The organism is Enterobacter sp. H2G27 (assembly GCF_054403075.1).
Window position 1 is genome coordinate 4,354,027 of the sequence record NZ_JBSVSI010000001.1, and the last position, 16,797, is coordinate 4,370,823.

The following is a 16,797-nucleotide window of genomic DNA, read 5'->3' on the forward strand; positions in this document are numbered from 1 at the left end:
CGCCTCACCTTTCTGGCCCGAGTGGCGTAAAACTAAGAAATTTTCCCGGTTTTACCTGGACGCTGTCTCAGGCATCTCTCCTGGCTGATTTTTACAATGCCTGCCATTCGCAGGTAAAAATCAGCTCAGGAGCAAACCATGCTGGCCTTCCTCAACCAGGTGCGCAAGCCGACCCTGGATCTGCCGCTCGACGTGCGGCGCAAAATGTGGTTCAAACCGTTCATGCAGTCCTATCTGGTGGTCTTTATCGGCTACCTGACCATGTACCTGATCCGCAAAAACTTTAACATCGCGCAGAACGACATGATCTCCACCTACGGGCTGAGCATGACGCAGCTGGGGATGATTGGCCTGGGCTTCTCCATCACCTACGGCGTGGGGAAAACGGTTGTGTCCTACTACGCGGACGGCAAAAACACCAAGCAGTTCCTGCCGTTTATGCTGATCCTCTCCGCCATCTGTATGCTCGGCTTCAGCGCCAGCATGGGCGCAGGGTCTGTCAGCCTGTTCCTGATGATCGCCTTCTACGCCCTGAGCGGCTTCTTCCAGAGTACCGGCGGGTCGTGCAGCTACTCCACCATCACCAAGTGGACCCCGCGCCGCAAGCGTGGTTCGTACCTCGGCATGTGGAACATCTCCCACAACCTCGGCGGAGCGGGTGCGGCAGGCGTGGCGCTGTTTGGCGCAAACTACCTGTTCGACGGCCATGTGATCGGCATGTTTATCTTCCCGTCGATTATCGCCCTGATTGTCGGCTTTATTGGCCTGCGCTACGGCAGCGACTCCCCGGAATCGTACGGCCTCGGCAAAGCCGAAGAGCTGTTCGGGGAAGAGATCAGCGAAGAGGACAAGGAGACCGAAGAGAACGAGATGTCCAAATGGCAGATATTTGTTGAGTACGTGCTGAAAAACAAAGTGATCTGGCTGCTGTGCTTCTCAAACATCTTCCTGTACGTGGTGCGTATCGGCATCGACCAGTGGTCCACCGTGTACGCTTTCCAGGAGCTGAAGCTCTCTAAAGAGGTGGCGATTCAGGGCTTCACCCTGTTCGAAGTGGGCGCGCTTGTCGGCACCCTGCTGTGGGGCTGGCTCTCTGACCTCGCCAACGGTCGTCGCGCGCTGGTGGCCTGCGTCGCGCTGGCGCTGATTATCGCTACCCTAGGCGTCTACCAGCATGCCAGCAACCAGTACGTTTACCTCGCATCCCTGTTCGCGCTCGGCTTCCTGGTGTTTGGTCCGCAGCTGCTGATCGGCGTGGCGGCAGTGGGCTTCGTACCGAAAAAAGCGATCGGCGCTGCCGATGGGATTAAAGGCACCTTCGCCTATCTGATTGGCGACAGCTTCGCCAAGCTGGGTCTGGGGATGATCGCTGACGGTACGCCAATTTTCGGCCTCACCGGCTGGGCGGGCACCTTCGCGGCGCTGGATGCAGCAGCGATCGGCTGTATCGTCCTGATGGCGATGGTCGCGGTGCTGGAAGAACGTAAAATTCGCCGTGAGAATCGTGCGCAGAAATTAAAAACAGCATGAGTGTGCAGGTAACGTCTTTGCCCGGTGTGTGATGCCGGGCTTTTTTATTTCCGCCGACGGCATTAATACCTTATCCCCCGTCCCGCAACGTCTTTTCAGTGCACTATTCTGGCTCTGCCCGCTGTTGACGCCGTGCGTTTCCCGCTATGATGAGCGGCTAGTCAAAGGAGAACGCATGGTCTGGATAATGCTGGCAACGCTTGCCGTGGTGTTTGTGGTGGGATTTCGCGTCCTGACCTCGGACTCCCGCCGCGCCATCAAACGTTTAAGCGAGCGTCTGGGCATCACCCCGATGCCGGTTGAGTCGATGATCGATCAGTTCGGCAAAATGCCGGGCAATGAGTTTATCCGCTACCTTGAGCGCCCGGACGAAGCGCATCTGCAAAACGCCGCGCAGGTGCTGCTGATCTGGCAGGTCTGCATTGTCGACGCCAGCGAGGAGAACCTGCACGCCTGGCACCGCATGCTGCGAAAAGCCCGCCTGGCGGCGCCGATCACCGATGCGCAAATTCGTCTGGCGCTTGGCTTTATGCGCGAGATGGAGCCCGATCCGCAGGAGCTGAACGCCTTCCAGCTACGCTATAACCAGCTCTTCCTGCCGGAAGAGGGCGTGTTTTATCTGCACTGATCCCCTCTAAAAACCACAAAAGTTGTCTAAACGTTAAATCCGTCACACTTTTGATGATAAACTGCGCGACTTTTCCGCACGTTTTTATCTTCAGGTGACGCCATGACAGAACATATCCAGCCCACGACCAGACCGCAGACCAAAGAGGTTTCACGCCCCAACTGGTCGGCGGTTTTCTCCGTGGCGTTCTGCGTCGCCTGCCTGATTACCGTTGAGTTTCTGCCGGTGAGCCTGCTGACACCGATGGCGCAGGACCTGGGCATTTCCGAAGGCGTGGCGGGGCAGTCCGTTACCGTCACCGCGTTTGTGGCGATGTTTGCCAGCCTGTTTATCACCCAGGTGATTGGCACTATCGACCGCCGCAAAGTGGTCATTCTGTTCAGCGTGCTGCTGACGCTCTCCTGCCTGCTGGTCTCCTTCGCGGAAAGCTTCACCCTGCTGCTGCTCGGTCGCGCCTGTCTTGGTCTGGGGCTCGGCGGCTTCTGGGCGATGTCCGCCTCGCTCACCATGCGCCTGGTGCCTGCGCGCACCGTGCCGAAAGCGCTGTCCGTCATATTTGGCGCGGTCTCCATCGCGCTGGTGATTGCCGCGCCGTTGGGCAGCTTCCTGGGCGGGATTATCGGCTGGCGTAACGTCTTTAATGCGGCGGCGGTTATGGGCGTGCTTTGCGTTATCTGGGTGTGGAAGGCGCTGCCGTCCCTGCCGGGCGAAGCGGCGCACCATAAGCAGAACATGTTCGCGCTGCTAAAGCGCCCCGGCGTGCTGGCGGGGATGACCGCGATCTTTATGGCCTTTGCCGGGCAGTTTGCCTTCTTTACCTATATCCGCCCGGTGTTTATGAACATGGCGGGCTTTGACGTAGACGGCCTGACGCTGGTGCTGCTGAGCTTCGGTATCGCCAGCTTTGTCGGCACGTCGCTGTCTTCGCAGTTCCTGAAGCGTTCCCTGAAGGTGGCGCTGGCGGGTGCGCCGCTGGTGCTGGCTGCAAGCGCCGCGGTGCTGGTGCTGTGGGGTAGCGATAAGTGGGTCGCGTCTGCCATTGCGATTATCTGGGGCTTTGCCTTTGCGCTGGTGCCGGTGGGCTGGTCGACGTGGATCACCCGCTCACTTGCCGATCAGGCTGAAAAAGCCGGGTCGATTCAGGTGGCGGTGATCCAGCTGGCAAACACCTGCGGCGCGGCGATTGGCGGCGTGGCGCTCGACCACCTGGGGCTGACGTCACCGCTGGTGATTTCCGGCACGCTGATGCTTTTGACCGCGCTGCTGGTGGCGGGCAAGGTTAAAGCATGTTGATTGATAAATAGTCACTTCATCGATATACTTGTACCGTAACTTGTACAGGAGGGAATATGCAGGTTGTGACGTTTACCGAAGCACGAAGCCGACTCAAAGATGTGTTGGACGACGTGAATGACAACGTGGAGACAACCATCATCAGCCGCCGAAACGGGGGTGACGCGGTGGTTATGTCTCTGCAGCACTACAACTCGATGATGGAAACCATCCATCTGATGAGTTCGCCTGCTAACGCCAGCCGACTGATGGAGTCAATCGCACAGGCAAATACCGGAAAAACCACGCAGAGGGATCTGATAGATGACCAGGCTACTGATTTGGACTGATAACGGCTGGGATGATTACCTGTGGTGGCAGGAGCAGGACAAGAAAACGCTTCGCAGAATCAATAAATTGATTGAAGATGCGAAGCGTCAACCTTTCGATGGCCTGGGTAAGCCGGAACCCCTTAAAGGTAACCTTTCCGGATACTGGTCCCGTCGAATCAATGATACCGATCGTCTGGTTTACGGGGTGTCAGATAGCGCTCTTACTATTTTAATGTGCCGCTATCACTATTATTCGTAGATCACGCCGATGTCCTCACCCGTCTTCTTGAATCCATCGAAATCAGTACAACCGACGACACGATCAGCAGCGTCCCCAGCCAGTCCGGCAGGGTGAACGCCACGCCCAGCAACACCACCGACAGCAGCGCGCTGCTCAGCGGCTCGGCGCAGCTCAGAATGCTCGCTTTCGGCCCGCCGATCGTCTGCGCGCCTTTCAGATACAGGCTGAACGTCAGCGCGGTGCCGATCACGACCAGGTAGAAAAACGCCAGCAGCAGGCTGCCGTCAATGACGAAGGTCGTCCCGCGCCCGGCGTAGAACGGCGTCAGCATTAACCCGGCAATCAACATACTCCAGCCGACAATCGGCAATGTGCCATAGCGGGCAATCAGCGTTGACGGATAGGTGGTGTAAAACGCGGCGGCAAACGCCGAAGCGATGCCGAAGAACAGCGCGGCTGGCGAGATGGAGAGCGAGGTTGGATCGCCGTGGGTGACCAGCAGGAACGTCCCGACAAGCGAGGTCACAATCGCGGATAAAACAAACACGCCGGGGCGCTTTTTCCGCGCCAGCGCGAACCAGGCCACGATAATGGTTGGCGACAGAAACTGCAGCACAGTGGCCGTTGCCGCATTGGATTTTTCAATCGTCAGCAGGAAGGTGAGCTGCACGGTGAGCGCGCCGACCAGCGAGAAAAACAACAGGCTGAGGGCGTCTTTGCGATGTTTGATGACCGAGAAAATCTTGTCGCCGTGAACGAAGGAGAGCGTCAGCAGGATCACGCCGGTAAACAACAGGCGAACCATGGTCAGGTAAGGCGAAGAAATGTGGCTTTTCTCCATGATGTACTGCGCGCAAACGCCGGAACTGCCCCATAAAACGGCGGCGATCAGGACGTTCAGCATCCCTTTACGTGTAGAACCCATTTTCTCCCCTGTTATGTTGGTTTTTTTCTAGCATAACATGGGATCTTTCCGGGTGGCGCTACGCTTACCCGGCCTACAAAACCTTGTAGGCCCGTGCAAGCGCAGCGCCGCCGGGCGAAACAAACGGCGCTGTACTAGAACCACGCCTCCCACATCGCGCCGACGTTGAAGTCGTCGAGCGTTTCGTCTTTGGTGTTGTTCACGCGCGCGGTGCGTGCGTTATCCACTTTGCCGCCGGTCACGTAGAAGCGCAGCATCGGACGGAACTCTGGCCCCATGGCGATAGACATGTTCTGCGACAGGGTCAGCTTCCAGCCCTTGTTGTCGCCGCCGTTGTCGTAGTCAACGTGCTGCCAGCCTGCTTCCAGCCAGGTGGAGTGAACGTCGTTCCACCAGTGCATCGGACGCACGATGGCGTTGTAGTTCTTGCGGTTGTCGGTCTTATCGCGGCTGTTGTCGTAGTCGTGGAAGGCGAGGATATACTCCACCTGCGTGGCCTGGGTGAATTTGTACAGCCCTTCGAAGCTGGCGTAGACCGTGGTCAGATCCTCGGTTTTGTTGAACACGCTGTTGTCCGAATTATCGGAGTAGCGGGCAATCACCTTGTTCACGCCGCTGTCGTTGGTGTGGCTCAGCACCACGCCGCCCTGCCACGCGTTCAGACGTTCGTCGCTCTCCACCGCTTTGGAGTCAAAGCCGTAGTTGGCGTAAAGCTCCATGTCGATCGGTCCGAGCTTCATGCCGTGGATTTTTGAGGTCGCGGCGTAGTTGCCTTTGTCGCCCGTGCCGGACCCGCCGGTACAGGTGATGCGCGACGGGTTGGCTTCATCTTCCATCACTTCCGGGCTACAGGATTCCACCGCCGCCACGGCGGCGACGTCAAACTGCACGCCGCCGATGTCGAAGTTCTTCACCCCGGCGCCCTGGCCGTCGTGGTTCATCCAGAAGTAATCGTTGATGCCCTGCTGCGGACGCTGGTGGAAGTCACGACCGGCCCAGAAATAGGCGTTCGGGTTGGAGGCCATAATGTTGGTCACCCCGGCGTAGGCTTTTTTCAGGTTAACTTCGTCGCCCCAGTGGTCGATCATCACGTTGATGTCCCAGATGGCGCCGTTTTCGCCTTTAAAGGCCTTGGAAAGCTGGAATTCCCCGCCGTTGCCTTCGTTGCCCAGACGACCAATGGCGGACGCGCCGTTGTATGAACCGTCCACCGCCACGTATTTCTGATCGGCGGCCTGGAAGTGCGCGCCGTATCGGGCGTAGCCGGTAAATTTAACCCCAAACGGAATCGCCATATCCGGAGATTGCGCCGCGCTTTGCGGCTCGGTCACCACGTCCGCTTTTTTCGCGACGGCAGCATCCATTTTGGCCTGACGTTCAGCCAGGGCTTTATCCACCGCTTTCGCCACAATGGCGTCGATTTGTTCCTGCGTGAATTCCTGTGCGAGCACGGAAATTGGGCAAAGCGCGGCGATAACCGCCATGGTTAATGGAAGTTTTTTAATCGTATTCATGGTTATCTCAATATAGTTTAATTTTATTCAGACAATAACCATCCCGCTCCGATCTGACAGAATATGTCGCTATCATCAGAACAAGTGGATTTCTAGTTTTAGGTACAGAGGTGTTACATTAATTTATTTCGACATAGGCTATCTCTGATATAAATGAATAATTTCTTCGGACAATTCACGCGCTAATAAGGAATTCATTAAGTGATCCTGCGCGTGAACCATGATTAACGTCATCGGCTGACGGCCTTCGCCCGCATCCTGCTCGATCAGTTTGGTCTGCATCTTGTGCGCCTGGCGCGCGTAGCCGTCGGCTTCGCGCAGCAGGCTTTTGGCTTCATCAATGTTTCCCTGACGCGCGGCGTGCAGGGCTTCAAAGCACAGGCTGCGGGACTGCCCGGCATTGACGATAATTTCCATTACGGCTTCTTCTAGTGCGATCATCATCATTACTCTTTATCAAAGCTATTATTTAAGGCGGTGGCGGCAAACCACTCCCCGCTTTTCTTAATGGTGCGCTGCTGCGTCTTTAAATCGAGTTGGATAAATCCGTAGCGATTTTTATACGCGTTACACCACGACCAGTTATCAATAAACGTCCACATATGGTAACCAAGACAATTGCACCCTTCGCTAATACCCTTATGCAGCCAGGCTAAATGTTCGGAAATAAACTCGATGCGGTATTGATCGTTAATCTGGCCATTTTCAATAAAACGTTGCTCGTTTTCGACGCCCATGCCGTTTTCAGAAATAAAGCAGCGGGGGTTGCCGTAATTGTCGCGCAGGTTAATCAGAATATCGTAAATACCCGGCGCGTAGATTTCCCAGCCGCGGTAGGGGTTCATCTTGCGGCCCGGCATCTCGTAGCTATCAAAGAACCATTCCGGCATAAACGGCGCCTGCGGGTTCACCGCGCTGTCGCGACACTTCACGCGACGCGGCTGATAGTAGTTAATGCCGAGCAGGTCGATTTTCCCTTCCGCAATCAGGAAACCGTCTTCCGGCTTGCAGGCGGGCAGCTGGTCGTAAGATTTCAGCAGCGCCACCAGATCCGCCGGGTATTCGCCGCGCAGGACCGGGTCGAGGAAGCTGCGGTTAAACATCAGATCCGCAACGTGCGCCGCCTTCACGTCTGCCGGGTTCTGCGAGCGCGGATACGACGGCGTCAGGTTCAACACGATGCCGATCTCCCCCGCGTAGTGCCCGGCGCGGTAGGCCTGAACTGCCTTCGCATGGGCCAGCACCGTGTGATACGCCACGGTGGCCGCCCTGCGGAAATCCACTACGTTGGGGTAGTGGAAGTCGTACAGATAACCGCCTTCCACCGGCACGATCGGCTCGTTGAAGGTAAACCAGTGCAGCACGCGGTCGCCGAACAGCTCGAAGCAAATCTGCGCATAGCGGGCGTACGCGTCCACTACGTCACGGTTTTCCCAGCCGCCAATTTCCTGCATCGCCATCGGCATGTCGAAATGGAACAGAGTGATAAACGGCGTGATGCCCTGTTCGTTCAGCTTGTCAATGACCTGATTATAAAAATCAACCGCCTCCGGATTCACTTCACCGATACCGTCGGGGATCAGGCGCGCCCAGCTAATCGAGGTGCGAAAGCTGTTGTGGTTCAGCTGCTTCAACAGCTGAATGTCCGTTTTCCAGTGCTGATAAAACGTGGAGGTCTGCTGTGGCCCCACGCCGTTGTGAAAACGGTTCGGCTCGCGGGCAAACCAGTAGTCCCACGTGGTTTCCCCCTCTCTTGCCCCTTCCGTCTGGAGAGCGGAGCTTGCGCTGCCCCACCAGAAGTTATCGGGAAATGCGTATTTCATGACTCTTCCTCTTTGACTTAATTGCTGGCGGTCTCAGCGGCACCGACGGTTGCCTGGGCCTTCTGCTCTTCGTTTTTGATGAGCGTACGCTCATAGGCGCGCAGGAACGGCAGGTACATCAGCGCGGACATCACCATACAGACCAGGCACATCACCACCGGGCTCAACGCCCAGTTCGCCGCCCACGAGGCGCCGATCGGTGCAGGGGTAGTCCATGGGGTCAATGACACAACCTGTGCCAGCCAGCCGAGTTTGGTTGCCGCGTACGCCAGGCAGGCGTTAACCAGCGGAACGAACACGAACGGGATAAACAGCATCGGGTTCATGATGATCGGCGCGCCGAACAGGATCGGTTCGTTGATGTTAAAGAAGCTCGGCACCACGCCCATTTTGCCGATGGTACGCAGGTGGGTAACGCGGCTGCGCAGCAGCAGGAACGCCAGCGGCAGGGTGGAGCCTACGCCGCCAATCAGCAGGTAGTGATCCCAGAAGCCCTGAAGATAAACGTGCGGCAGCGCCGCGCCGGCCGCCAGCGCCGCCTGGTTTGCGGAGAGGTTAGCCATCCAGAACGGGTTCATGATGCCGGTGACAATCAGCGAGCCGTGAATACCGGCGAACCAGAAGATCTGGCACAGCAGTACGGAGAGCAGAATCGCGGGCAGGGAGTCAGACGCGGACACCAGCGGCTCCAGCAGATGCATGATCGCCTGCGGGATGATCATTCCGGTCTGCGCTTCGATGAACAGGTTCAGCGGGTGCAGCGTACCGATCACCACCATCACCGGGATCAGGATCTCAAACGAGCGCGCCACACCGGTTGGGACTTCCTTCGGCAGACGAATGGTCACGTTGTTCTGCTTCAGCCACGCGTAAACGCGGGTGGCGTAGATCGCGGTAATCAGCGCGGTGAAGATGCCCTGACCGGAGAGATACTGGGTCGAGATTTTGCCGTCGGCATACGGCGCGGCGACCAGCAGGAAGGCCATAAAGGCCAGCAGGCCGGACATCACCGGGTCGAGATTAAACTGACGCCCCAGGCTCGCCCCAATCCCCACCGAGATGAAGAATGTCATCACGCCCATGCTGAGGTTAAACGGCAGCATCAGCTGCTCGCGGTAGGTCTGGGAGAAATCCAGCCAGCCGCGGGCGAAGCTGTTGGTGGTATCCGCCGAGAACGGCGGGAAGATGAACACCAGCATAAATGAGCCGATGATCATGAACGGCAGCGCGGCGGTAAAGCCGTCGCGGATGGCAATCACATACTTTTGCTGGCCGAGCTTCGCGGCCAGCGGGGTAATTGACTGCTCAATCACCGCGACCATGGATTGATATAACGAACTCATGTGAACACCTTTTAGTGTGCCGCTTCGATGAGCGACAGAGCATAGTCCAGTACTTTATCGCCACGCTGCATGCCGTAGTCCATCATGTCGATGGGCTGTACCGGAATGCCATGCGTCGCCGCCTTGTCTGAGAGTGTCTGTAACATGTATTTCACTTGCGGTCCGAGAAGGACAACCTGGTATTGCGGAAACTGCGTATCAAATTCGGAAACACCGTACGCATCAATCTTCACCGGCAAACCACGTTCTTTCGCGACATCGACCATTTTGCTGACCAGCAGGCTGGTGGACATCCCGGCAGAGCAGCACAGCATAATCTTGAACATCGACAACCATCCTCTAAATGTAAAAAGTTATTGCGAGGATGATTGGACATGATACGGAAACCGGTTTCCATTTATAAAGAGCAGAACTGTGATAACCATCAAGATCCAATACTTATGAGGCTAATTAACCGGATGTGCGTCACATAATTTCGCTGTTTTGACATCATTTTGAGTGGAAACGGAAAATCGGTTTCCATGGAAAACGGAAACGGATATACTCCGTTCTGGCTATAATGTGAGCCGAAGCGGTGATGGAATTTGCAGGCGCGAGGTAAGCCTGCCAGGGGAAAAAGATGTCGACAATCAATGATGTATCACGTCTTGCCGGGGTGTCTAAAGCCACGGTTTCGCGAGTGTTGAGTGGGTCGCGTGGCGTTAAGGAAGCCAGCCGTCAGGCCGTTCTGAAAGCTGTGGATGAGCTGAACTATCGTCCCAACGTGATTGCCCAGTCGCTGCTGAGCCAGTCGACGGGCTGCATTGGGGTCATTTGCGCGCAGGAGAATATTAACCAGACCACCGGTTATCTGTACGCGCTGGAAAAACAGCTCAGCCAGCATCAAAAACACCTGCTGCTGCGTTTCGCGCACGGTAAAGCGGAAGTGATGAACGCCCTTGAAGAACTTTCCTGCGGGCTTTGTGATGACATCCTGGTGATCGGCGCCCGTTTCCCGCTGGACGTCGACATGGACAACGTCATTCTGGTGGACTGCATGGAGTCTGATAATTCCAACAGCATCCAGTTCGATCACGCTTTTGCCGCAGAAACTGCCTGTAACTATCTCACCAGCCAGGGGCGTCGCCAGATTGCGCTGATCCACCCCCACGGCAGCGGTTTTGCCGACCAGGTGCTGCTTGGCTACAAGCACGCGCTGGAGAAAAATTTCCTGCCCTTTAATCGCAACCTGGTCTTTATGGACGCGACGTCTTCGTCCGTTGCGCTGCAGGAGCTGCTGAATAACGCCAGCACGCTGAACTTCAACGCGCTGCTGGTGGCGGACGAGCAGGAAGCCCAGCGGGTGATCCCGCAGCTGCAGGCGTTTAATAAATCGGTACCGGACGACATCATGGTCTTTAGCCTTGCCGGATCGCTGCACCTGCCGGGTATTCCGGTGATCCCGGCGATTGAATATTCCATGGATGCCATGGCGGCGCGCATTGTGGGCTGGCTGACGGAGAAAACGCAGATGCTGGGCTCGTATGTGCTGCGCGGAGATTTAATTATTCCGGATGTGCGTAAGCGTTAGAAATATTTTGTAGGCCGGGTAAGCGTAGCGCCACCCGGCAAGCAGCATTCAATAATCTTCCATACAATCCACCTGCCCAATCGCCCCCCAGTAGGCATCCAGGTTGTCGCGCTTCACGGCGGTAATGGCATTTTTGATTAGCAGCTGATTGGCCTCGGACGACAAAATCATCTCCTGCCAGGCTTTATCGCTCTGCTTTTTCTGTGGCGTACAGGTTTTCTTAATATCTTTCAGGACCTGCTGCTTTATTTGCGCCTCTTTCGCCGGATCCTCCTTTTCCTGAGCATGGACAAACGCGGCAAAGAGCAGACAAACCAGCAGGCAGACAAGGTGTGCAGCTTTCATCAACAACCCCCTTTTGACGTCACAGGCTTCCCATGAAATATATCGTTACATTCAGTGTAGCGACGCCAGCCGAAAGTATGAATTTTCTCCGTAAAGTATCTGTGAGATAGTCAAACAGCACACAAAAACAGGGAGAACGTCATGCAACTGAGCATTACCAATACGGTTACGCAGCAGGAAAAAGAAGAGTTATTCGTGGGGCTGCGTGCCTACAACGCGCAATTTTTGGATATGGCGACCTTTAGCGGCGACGTTGGCGTTTACGTGCGTGACGATAATGGCGCCATGCTGGGCGGGTTAATCGGTGTGCGAAAAGGCGACTGGCTGAATATCGACTATCTCTGGGTGAACGAGACCGTGCGCGGATCCGGCGTTGGCAGCCAGCTCATCAGAACGGCCGAAGAGGAAGCCAGACGCAAAGGCTGCAAGCACGCGCTGGTCGATACCGCCAGCTTCCAGGCGCGGCCGTTCTATGAAAAACAGGGGTACCAGCTGCAAATGTCTTTGCAGGATTATCCTTATCCGGGCATGCAGCGACATTACCTGGCGAAAGCCCTTTAGCTCTGAATCCGCAGGCCGGGTAAGCGCAGCGCCACCCGGCTATACCCGCATATAACTTATCCTTCTTATTGATTCTTTTTCGGTTTTTATTTCACCGCCTCGTTGTCGATATAGTCATTACAACATTCAGCAAAAGGAACTGTCTTGTGAAACGTCGATTGGGTGCTCTGGTACTGGCTGGCCTGTTGCTGGCAGGGTGCGATCAAAGTGGCAGCGATGCCAAACACATTAAAGTCGGCGTCATCAACGGCGCCGAGCAGGACGTGGCGGAAGTCGCCAAAAAGGTGGCGAAAGAGAAATATGGCCTCGACGTGGAGCTGGTGGGCTTCAGCGGCTCGCTGTTGCCTAACGATGCCACCAACCAGGAGGAACTGGATGCCAACGTCTTCCAGCATCGCCCGTTCCTAGCAGAGGATAACAAGGCGCATGGCTACAAGCTGGTGGCCGTGGCGAACACCTTTGTTTTCCCGATGGCCGGCTATTCCCGCAAAATCAAATCCGTCTCTGATCTGAAGGACGGGGCGACCATTGCCATTCCAAACGACCCGACCAACCTGGGCCGCGCGCTGCTGCTGTTGCAAAAAGAGAAGCTCATCACCCTGAAGCCGGACACCGGGCTGCTGCCAACGGCGCTGGATATTACCGCCAACCCTAAACAGCTGAAAATCATGGAGCTCGAAGGGGCGCAGCTGCCGCGCGTGCTGGACGACCCTAAAGTCGATGTCGCCATCATCAGCACTACCTATATCCAGCAAACCGGGCTGTCGCCGGTGCATGACAGCGTCTTTATCGAAGACAAAAACTCGCCGTACGTGAACATCGTTGTGACGCGCGAAGACAACAAAAACGCCGAGAACGTGAAGGAATTTATCCAGTCGTATCAGTCGCCTGAAGTGGCGAAAGCGGCGGAGACGATCTTTAACGGCGGGGCGGTGCCGGGCTGGTAACAATCTGATGGAAAAAGGGTTGCTTAAATTGGCCCGATTCCATCGGTAATCGCCCTTTAACCCACAGCGTCAGCTGAGACGGCTGGCTATCCTCCTTATCACACCAACCGGAGGATAGCCCATGAACATTACCCACATTCGCAACGCCACCCAGCTGATTACCTACGCCGGAAAACGTCTTTTAATCGACCCGATGCTGGCCCCTAAGGGCGCTTATCCGGGCTTTCCCGGCACGGCGTATGCCGAACGTCGTAATCCGACTGTCGAGCTCCCCGTTGACGTCAACACGCTGCTGGACGCCGACGCGGTGATCGTCACCCATACTCATGACGATCACTGGGATCGCGCCGCGGCGGAACTGATCGCCAAAGACAAACCCATTTACGTACAAAACGAGCGTGACGCCGCGCTGCTGCGCAGCCAGGGGTTTAGCAACCTGACGGTCATGACCGACGAGACCACTTTCGGCGAGATTCGAATTGCGAAGACCCACGGCGGCCAGCACGGTACCGATCGCGCATACGCGGTGCCCGAACTGGCGGAGCGGCTGGGCGAGGCCTGTGGCGTGGTGCTCCGCCATCCTGATGAGAAGACGCTCTACATTGCCGGGGATACCGTCTGGCGTGACGAAGTGGCGGCCGATCTGCAAAAGCACCAGCCGGACGTGGTGGTGCTGAACGCCGGCTATGCTCACGTCATTGGCTTTGGACCCATTATTATGGGGCAGGAGGACGTGCTCAACGTCCATTTCCTGCTGCCGCAGGCCAAAATTGTGGCGAGCCATATGGAAGCCATTAACCACTGCCTGTTAACCCGCAGCGCGCTGCGTGAGTACGTTGAAGCTAACCAGGTGAGTGACGCAGTGAGCATTCCCCAGGATGGCGAAACCGTTATATTCTGAGTATCTAAAAGGGAAAGGAGAGACAAATGCCGCTAGTCAACGTCGCGATTGTCGCGGTAGACGGGTTCAGCCCGTTCCACTACTCCGTTCCCTGCATTCTGTTTGGCGACTCGGTCTCCGGAGAAAAGCGCTTTAACGTGACGATCTGCGCTGAAACGCCGGGGTTCCTCACCTCAAAAGACGGATTTGCCCTCAACGCCACGCAGGATTTTACCGCCATTGGGCAGGCCGATATTGTTGTCGTTCCCTACTGGCAGCACGTTCTTGAACGCCCGCCGCAGTCGCTGCTCGACAGCCTGGTGCAGGCGAGAGACAACGGCGCAGAAATCGTCGGGCTGTGTCTGGGGTCGTTTGTGCTGGCCTGGGCGGGTCTTCTCGACGGTAAGCGTGCGGCCACCCACTGGGAGTTCGAACGTCAGTTTCAGTCCCTCTTCCCGAACGTTCGACTGGATATTAATGCCCTTTATGTGGATGACGGCAATATCATTACCTCTGCCGGGACTGCCGCCGCACTGGACTGCTGCCTGTATATCATTCGCCAGCGCTTTGGCAGCGTGGTCGCCAACCAGATTGCCCGCCGGATGATTGTACCGCCCCACCGCGAGGGCGGTCAGGCGCAGTTCATCGCCCAGCCGGTACCCAAAGATACCCGCGACGGACGCATTAACTGCCTGATCGACTATCTTCAGCAGCACATCACCGAACCACATAGTCTGGACTCGCTGGCGGAGGTCGTCTCAATGAGCCGCCGCACCCTGACCCGCCATTTTGTTAACGCTACGGGGATGAGCGTCGCCGACTGGCTGACCGCCGAACGCCTGCGGCGCAGCCAGGTCCTGCTTGAAGCCGGAAATATGCCGATTGAGCGCGTGGCTGAGCTGGTGGGATTTAATTCCGCCGTCACCTGGCGACAGCAGTTTAAGGCGCGTTTTGGGGTGAGCCCTGCGGAATGGAGAAAAACCTTTCGTCTTCACAGCTAGTTTATTTTGGCTAACTCAAGATTTAAGGCTTAGTTAAATAATTTATTATTTTTTCTTAATCGACCTCTCATTTTTCTAAAAAAATATTTTATTTGATGAGCCCTAACGCAAATTAGATATACTCGCATTAAGAATGCTCTTATATTTCGAAAATATTAATTGCGAATAATTTTGTGGCATGGATGAATAGCAATAAAATAAAAAAGAGAATAATTTCATTAGCAAATTATATTATTTTTATCTTATCGGTTGCGCTTTTTTCAGCGAGCGCTAACGCTGCCCCCTTGTCTCCAGCCGATCGCGATTCCATTCAACAGCAACAGCAGCAGCTTTTATTACAGAACCAGCAACAGCGTGAGGAGCTGGAGCGGAGTATTCCTCGCCCCGCGCCCGCCAGACCGCTGCCTGTTACCGGCTCCGGGCCCTGTTTCACCATTCATACCATTACCCTTTCCGGTGCGACCCTCATTTCCCCGAAAACCCGGCAGACCCTTGTCGCGCCATGGCAGGGCCGCTGTCTGGATATGGCGAAAATAACGGCGCTTCTCGCCCATATTTCTGACTGGTATATCAGCCGGGGATATATCACCAGCCGCGCTTTTCTTACCGAGCAGGATCTCTCCGTCGGTCAGCTGAATATTGTGGTGCTGGAAGGACGGCTGGAAGCGATCCGCCTGGAAGGCGAAACGCCGCACATGCTGAAAATGGCGTTTCCGGGACGGGTGGGCGGCATCCTTAATTTACGCGACATCGAACAGGGCATGGAGCAAATTAACCGTTTGCGTACCGACCCGGTTCAGATTGAAATTCTTCCGGGAACGCAGGCCGGTTATTCCATCGTTAATCTCACGGCAAAACCGGAATTTCCCTTAAGTGTATCCGTAAGCCTGGATAATAGCGGGCAAAAGAGTACCGGCGAAGATCAGCTGAGTGGCGTGCTCACCGCCAATAATATGCTGGGGCTGGCGGATAAATGGTTTGTCAGCGGCGGGCGCAGCAGCGATTTTGCCAGCGCGTACGATGCGCAGAACTTCCAGGCGGGCGTCAGCGTGCCGTTTGGCTACGGATTACTGGACTACAGCTACGCCTGGAGTAACTACCGGACCACCATCAGTAACCAGGGCTTCAACTGGCTCTCCACGGGCGATACCAAAACCCACCGCGTTAACGCGTCCTGGGTGGTCTTCCGCAACGGGGAGGTGAAAACCGGCATTGCGGCTGGCGTGGTTCAGCGCTCCAGCCGCAACTGGCTCAACGACGCGCCGCTTCAGAGCAGCACGCGCAACCTCTCCAGCCTGGTTCTGGGCATTACGCACACGCAAAAAATGCTGGGCGGCGTGGCGACCTTCAACCCGACCTGGAGCCACGGCATGCCGTGGTTCAGTGCCGAAACCGACGAAGATAAGTCCGGGGATATGCCGCGTGCGGAATTCCGCAAATGGAGTCTGAACGCCAGCTTCCAGCGTCCTGTCGCCCGTAACGCCTGGTGGCTGACCAGCGCCTACGGCCAGTGGTCGCCCGACCGGCTGTACGGCTCTGAGCGCCTGACGCTCGGCGGCGAAAGCTCCGTGCGCGGTTTTAAAGAGCAGTACCTGTCCGGGGATAACGGCGGCTACTGGCGTAACGAGCTGGGGTACTCCCTCTTCACCCTTCCGGTGATTGGCGCGGTGAGCGCAACGGTCGCCGTTGACGGCGGCTGGCTGGAAAAAGACCGTCAGGACCGCTTTGCCTCCGGCACGTTATGGGGAGGCTCGGTGGGGCTGAGCAGCGCAGGGCGCTGGTACAGCAGCCAGATTTCGGTCGGTACGCCCCTGCACTACCCCGACTGGCTCGGCCCGGATCATGTGAGCGTTAACTGGCGCATTGCCTTCATGCTTTAAGAGAC

General features: G+C 56.3%; 18 protein-coding genes. 11 read left to right on the forward strand and 7 right to left on the reverse strand.

Features of this window, described 5'->3' with window-relative positions:
- Nucleotides 1-138: 138 nt before the first annotated feature.
- The 5 genes from uhpT to ACW9E7_RS20745 all read left to right on the forward strand — a co-directional run bounded on the left by uhpT (nucleotide 139) and on the right by ACW9E7_RS20745 (nucleotide 4,021).
- On the forward strand, nucleotides 139-1,530 hold the full coding sequence (gene uhpT, locus ACW9E7_RS20725; protein ID WP_023309834.1) for a hexose-6-phosphate:phosphate antiporter: 1,392 nt from the start codon (nucleotides 139-141) through the stop codon (nucleotides 1,528-1,530).
- 175 nt (nucleotides 1,531-1,705) lie between these two features.
- Nucleotides 1,706-2,158, forward strand: a complete 453-nt coding sequence (locus ACW9E7_RS20730) for a DUF1198 domain-containing protein (protein ID WP_115876746.1) — start codon at nucleotides 1,706-1,708, stop codon at nucleotides 2,156-2,158.
- Between the two features lie 102 nt (nucleotides 2,159-2,260).
- Nucleotides 2,261-3,451, forward strand: a complete 1,191-nt coding sequence (gene nepI / locus ACW9E7_RS20735; protein ID WP_458728297.1) for a purine ribonucleoside efflux pump NepI — start codon at nucleotides 2,261-2,263, stop codon at nucleotides 3,449-3,451.
- 56 nt (nucleotides 3,452-3,507) lie between these two features.
- Entirely contained in the window at nucleotides 3,508-3,780 is a 273-nt protein-coding gene (locus tag ACW9E7_RS20740) for a type II toxin-antitoxin system Phd/YefM family antitoxin (RefSeq protein WP_041911702.1), read from the forward strand.
- The gene (locus ACW9E7_RS20745; protein WP_041911701.1) at nucleotides 3,755-4,021 is read left to right on the forward strand and encodes a Txe/YoeB family addiction module toxin; all 267 of its coding nucleotides are present in this window, start codon (nucleotides 3,755-3,757) and stop codon (nucleotides 4,019-4,021) included. The genes ACW9E7_RS20740 and ACW9E7_RS20745 overlap by 26 nt, the downstream gene beginning before the upstream one ends.
- 1 nt (nucleotide 4,022) lies before the next feature.
- On the opposite strand, the gene ACW9E7_RS20750 is transcribed toward ACW9E7_RS20745, so the two are convergent.
- From ACW9E7_RS20750 to ACW9E7_RS20775, 6 genes are all read right to left on the reverse strand, one after another.
- Complete coding sequence (locus ACW9E7_RS20750) at nucleotides 4,023-4,928, reverse strand: DMT family transporter (RefSeq protein WP_248175552.1); 906 nt, start codon at nucleotides 4,926-4,928, stop codon at nucleotides 4,023-4,025.
- 134 nt (nucleotides 4,929-5,062) lie between these two features.
- Nucleotides 5,063-6,442 (reverse strand): carbohydrate porin, encoded by a 1,380-nt coding sequence (locus ACW9E7_RS20755; RefSeq protein ID WP_111964264.1) that lies wholly within the window; start codon nucleotides 6,440-6,442, stop codon nucleotides 5,063-5,065.
- Between the two features lie 138 nt (nucleotides 6,443-6,580).
- Nucleotides 6,581-6,883, reverse strand: a complete 303-nt coding sequence (locus tag ACW9E7_RS20760; RefSeq protein ID WP_029741865.1) for a PTS lactose/cellobiose transporter subunit IIA — start codon at nucleotides 6,881-6,883, stop codon at nucleotides 6,581-6,583.
- 5 nt (nucleotides 6,884-6,888) lie between these two features.
- Nucleotides 6,889-8,265, reverse strand: a complete 1,377-nt coding sequence (locus ACW9E7_RS20765; RefSeq protein ID WP_458728298.1) for a glycoside hydrolase family 1 protein — start codon at nucleotides 8,263-8,265, stop codon at nucleotides 6,889-6,891.
- Between the two features lie 17 nt (nucleotides 8,266-8,282).
- On the reverse strand, nucleotides 8,283-9,608 hold the full coding sequence (locus tag ACW9E7_RS20770; protein WP_023309840.1) for a PTS sugar transporter subunit IIC: 1,326 nt from the start codon (nucleotides 9,606-9,608) through the stop codon (nucleotides 8,283-8,285).
- Between the two features lie 11 nt (nucleotides 9,609-9,619).
- A complete protein-coding gene (locus tag ACW9E7_RS20775) occupies nucleotides 9,620-9,934 on the reverse strand; it encodes a PTS sugar transporter subunit IIB (protein WP_032644367.1) in 315 nt (104 codons plus the stop codon).
- A 293-nt stretch (nucleotides 9,935-10,227) separates the two neighbouring features.
- Here ACW9E7_RS20775 and ACW9E7_RS20780 point away from each other — a divergent pair, with 293 nt between their 5' ends.
- A complete protein-coding gene (locus ACW9E7_RS20780) occupies nucleotides 10,228-11,178 on the forward strand; it encodes a LacI family DNA-binding transcriptional regulator (RefSeq protein WP_115876739.1) in 951 nt (316 codons plus the stop codon).
- A 48-nt stretch (nucleotides 11,179-11,226) separates the two neighbouring features.
- On the opposite strand, the gene ACW9E7_RS20785 is transcribed toward ACW9E7_RS20780, so the two are convergent.
- Nucleotides 11,227-11,523 carry a YicS family protein gene (locus ACW9E7_RS20785; protein ID WP_115876738.1) on the reverse strand — a complete coding sequence of 99 codons (297 nt, stop codon included), beginning with the start codon at nucleotides 11,521-11,523 and terminating at the stop codon, nucleotides 11,227-11,229.
- A gap of 141 nt (nucleotides 11,524-11,664) precedes the next feature.
- Here ACW9E7_RS20785 and ACW9E7_RS20790 point away from each other — a divergent pair, with 141 nt between their 5' ends.
- The 5 genes from ACW9E7_RS20790 to ACW9E7_RS20810 all read left to right on the forward strand — a co-directional run bounded on the left by ACW9E7_RS20790 (nucleotide 11,665) and on the right by ACW9E7_RS20810 (nucleotide 16,792).
- Complete coding sequence (locus ACW9E7_RS20790) at nucleotides 11,665-12,084, forward strand: GNAT family N-acetyltransferase (RefSeq protein WP_115876737.1); 420 nt, start codon at nucleotides 11,665-11,667, stop codon at nucleotides 12,082-12,084.
- Between the two features lie 146 nt (nucleotides 12,085-12,230).
- Entirely contained in the window at nucleotides 12,231-13,031 is an 801-nt protein-coding gene (gene nlpA / locus ACW9E7_RS20795) for a lipoprotein NlpA (protein WP_115876736.1), read from the forward strand.
- A gap of 121 nt (nucleotides 13,032-13,152) precedes the next feature.
- Nucleotides 13,153-13,932: an MBL fold metallo-hydrolase gene (locus ACW9E7_RS20800; RefSeq protein ID WP_458728299.1), complete on the forward strand. Its 780-nt coding sequence runs from the start codon at nucleotides 13,153-13,155 to the stop codon at nucleotides 13,930-13,932.
- A 26-nt stretch (nucleotides 13,933-13,958) separates the two neighbouring features.
- A complete protein-coding gene (locus ACW9E7_RS20805) occupies nucleotides 13,959-14,912 on the forward strand; it encodes a GlxA family transcriptional regulator (protein ID WP_458728300.1) in 954 nt (317 codons plus the stop codon).
- Between the two features lie 182 nt (nucleotides 14,913-15,094).
- Nucleotides 15,095-16,792 carry a ShlB/FhaC/HecB family hemolysin secretion/activation protein gene (locus ACW9E7_RS20810; protein WP_458728411.1) on the forward strand — a complete coding sequence of 566 codons (1,698 nt, stop codon included), beginning with the start codon at nucleotides 15,095-15,097 and terminating at the stop codon, nucleotides 16,790-16,792.
- The last annotated feature ends 5 nt before the right edge of the window (nucleotides 16,793-16,797 follow it).

What these genes read in the sequence shown, in the direction of transcription:
- ACW9E7_RS20765 (WP_458728298.1), bottom strand. Translation starts at nt 8,265, where the DNA reads ATGAAATACGCATTTCCCGATAACTTCTGGTGGGGCAGCGCAAGCTCC.
- ACW9E7_RS20800 (WP_458728299.1), top strand. Translation starts at nt 13,153, where the DNA reads ATGAACATTACCCACATTCGCAACGCCACCCAGCTGATTACCTACGCC.
- ACW9E7_RS20790 (WP_115876737.1), top strand. Translation starts at nt 11,665, where the DNA reads ATGCAACTGAGCATTACCAATACGGTTACGCAGCAGGAAAAAGAAGAG.
- ACW9E7_RS20805 (WP_458728300.1), top strand. Translation starts at nt 13,959, where the DNA reads ATGCCGCTAGTCAACGTCGCGATTGTCGCGGTAGACGGGTTCAGCCCG.
- ACW9E7_RS20730 (WP_115876746.1), top strand. Translation starts at nt 1,706, where the DNA reads ATGGTCTGGATAATGCTGGCAACGCTTGCCGTGGTGTTTGTGGTGGGA.
- ACW9E7_RS20780 (WP_115876739.1), top strand. Translation starts at nt 10,228, where the DNA reads ATGTCGACAATCAATGATGTATCACGTCTTGCCGGGGTGTCTAAAGCC.
- ACW9E7_RS20785 (WP_115876738.1), bottom strand. Translation starts at nt 11,523, where the DNA reads ATGAAAGCTGCACACCTTGTCTGCCTGCTGGTTTGTCTGCTCTTTGCC.
- uhpT (WP_023309834.1), top strand. Translation starts at nt 139, where the DNA reads ATGCTGGCCTTCCTCAACCAGGTGCGCAAGCCGACCCTGGATCTGCCG.
- ACW9E7_RS20740 (WP_041911702.1), top strand. Translation starts at nt 3,508, where the DNA reads ATGCAGGTTGTGACGTTTACCGAAGCACGAAGCCGACTCAAAGATGTG.
- ACW9E7_RS20810 (WP_458728411.1), top strand. Translation starts at nt 15,095, where the DNA reads ATGAATAGCAATAAAATAAAAAAGAGAATAATTTCATTAGCAAATTAT.
- ACW9E7_RS20760 (WP_029741865.1), bottom strand. Translation starts at nt 6,883, where the DNA reads ATGATCGCACTAGAAGAAGCCGTAATGGAAATTATCGTCAATGCCGGG.
- ACW9E7_RS20755 (WP_111964264.1), bottom strand. Translation starts at nt 6,442, where the DNA reads ATGAATACGATTAAAAAACTTCCATTAACCATGGCGGTTATCGCCGCG.
- ACW9E7_RS20745 (WP_041911701.1), top strand. Translation starts at nt 3,755, where the DNA reads ATGACCAGGCTACTGATTTGGACTGATAACGGCTGGGATGATTACCTG.
- nepI (WP_458728297.1), top strand. Translation starts at nt 2,261, where the DNA reads ATGACAGAACATATCCAGCCCACGACCAGACCGCAGACCAAAGAGGTT.
- ACW9E7_RS20770 (WP_023309840.1), bottom strand. Translation starts at nt 9,608, where the DNA reads ATGAGTTCGTTATATCAATCCATGGTCGCGGTGATTGAGCAGTCAATT.
- ACW9E7_RS20775 (WP_032644367.1), bottom strand. Translation starts at nt 9,934, where the DNA reads ATGTTCAAGATTATGCTGTGCTGCTCTGCCGGGATGTCCACCAGCCTG.
- ACW9E7_RS20750 (WP_248175552.1), bottom strand. Translation starts at nt 4,928, where the DNA reads ATGGGTTCTACACGTAAAGGGATGCTGAACGTCCTGATCGCCGCCGTT.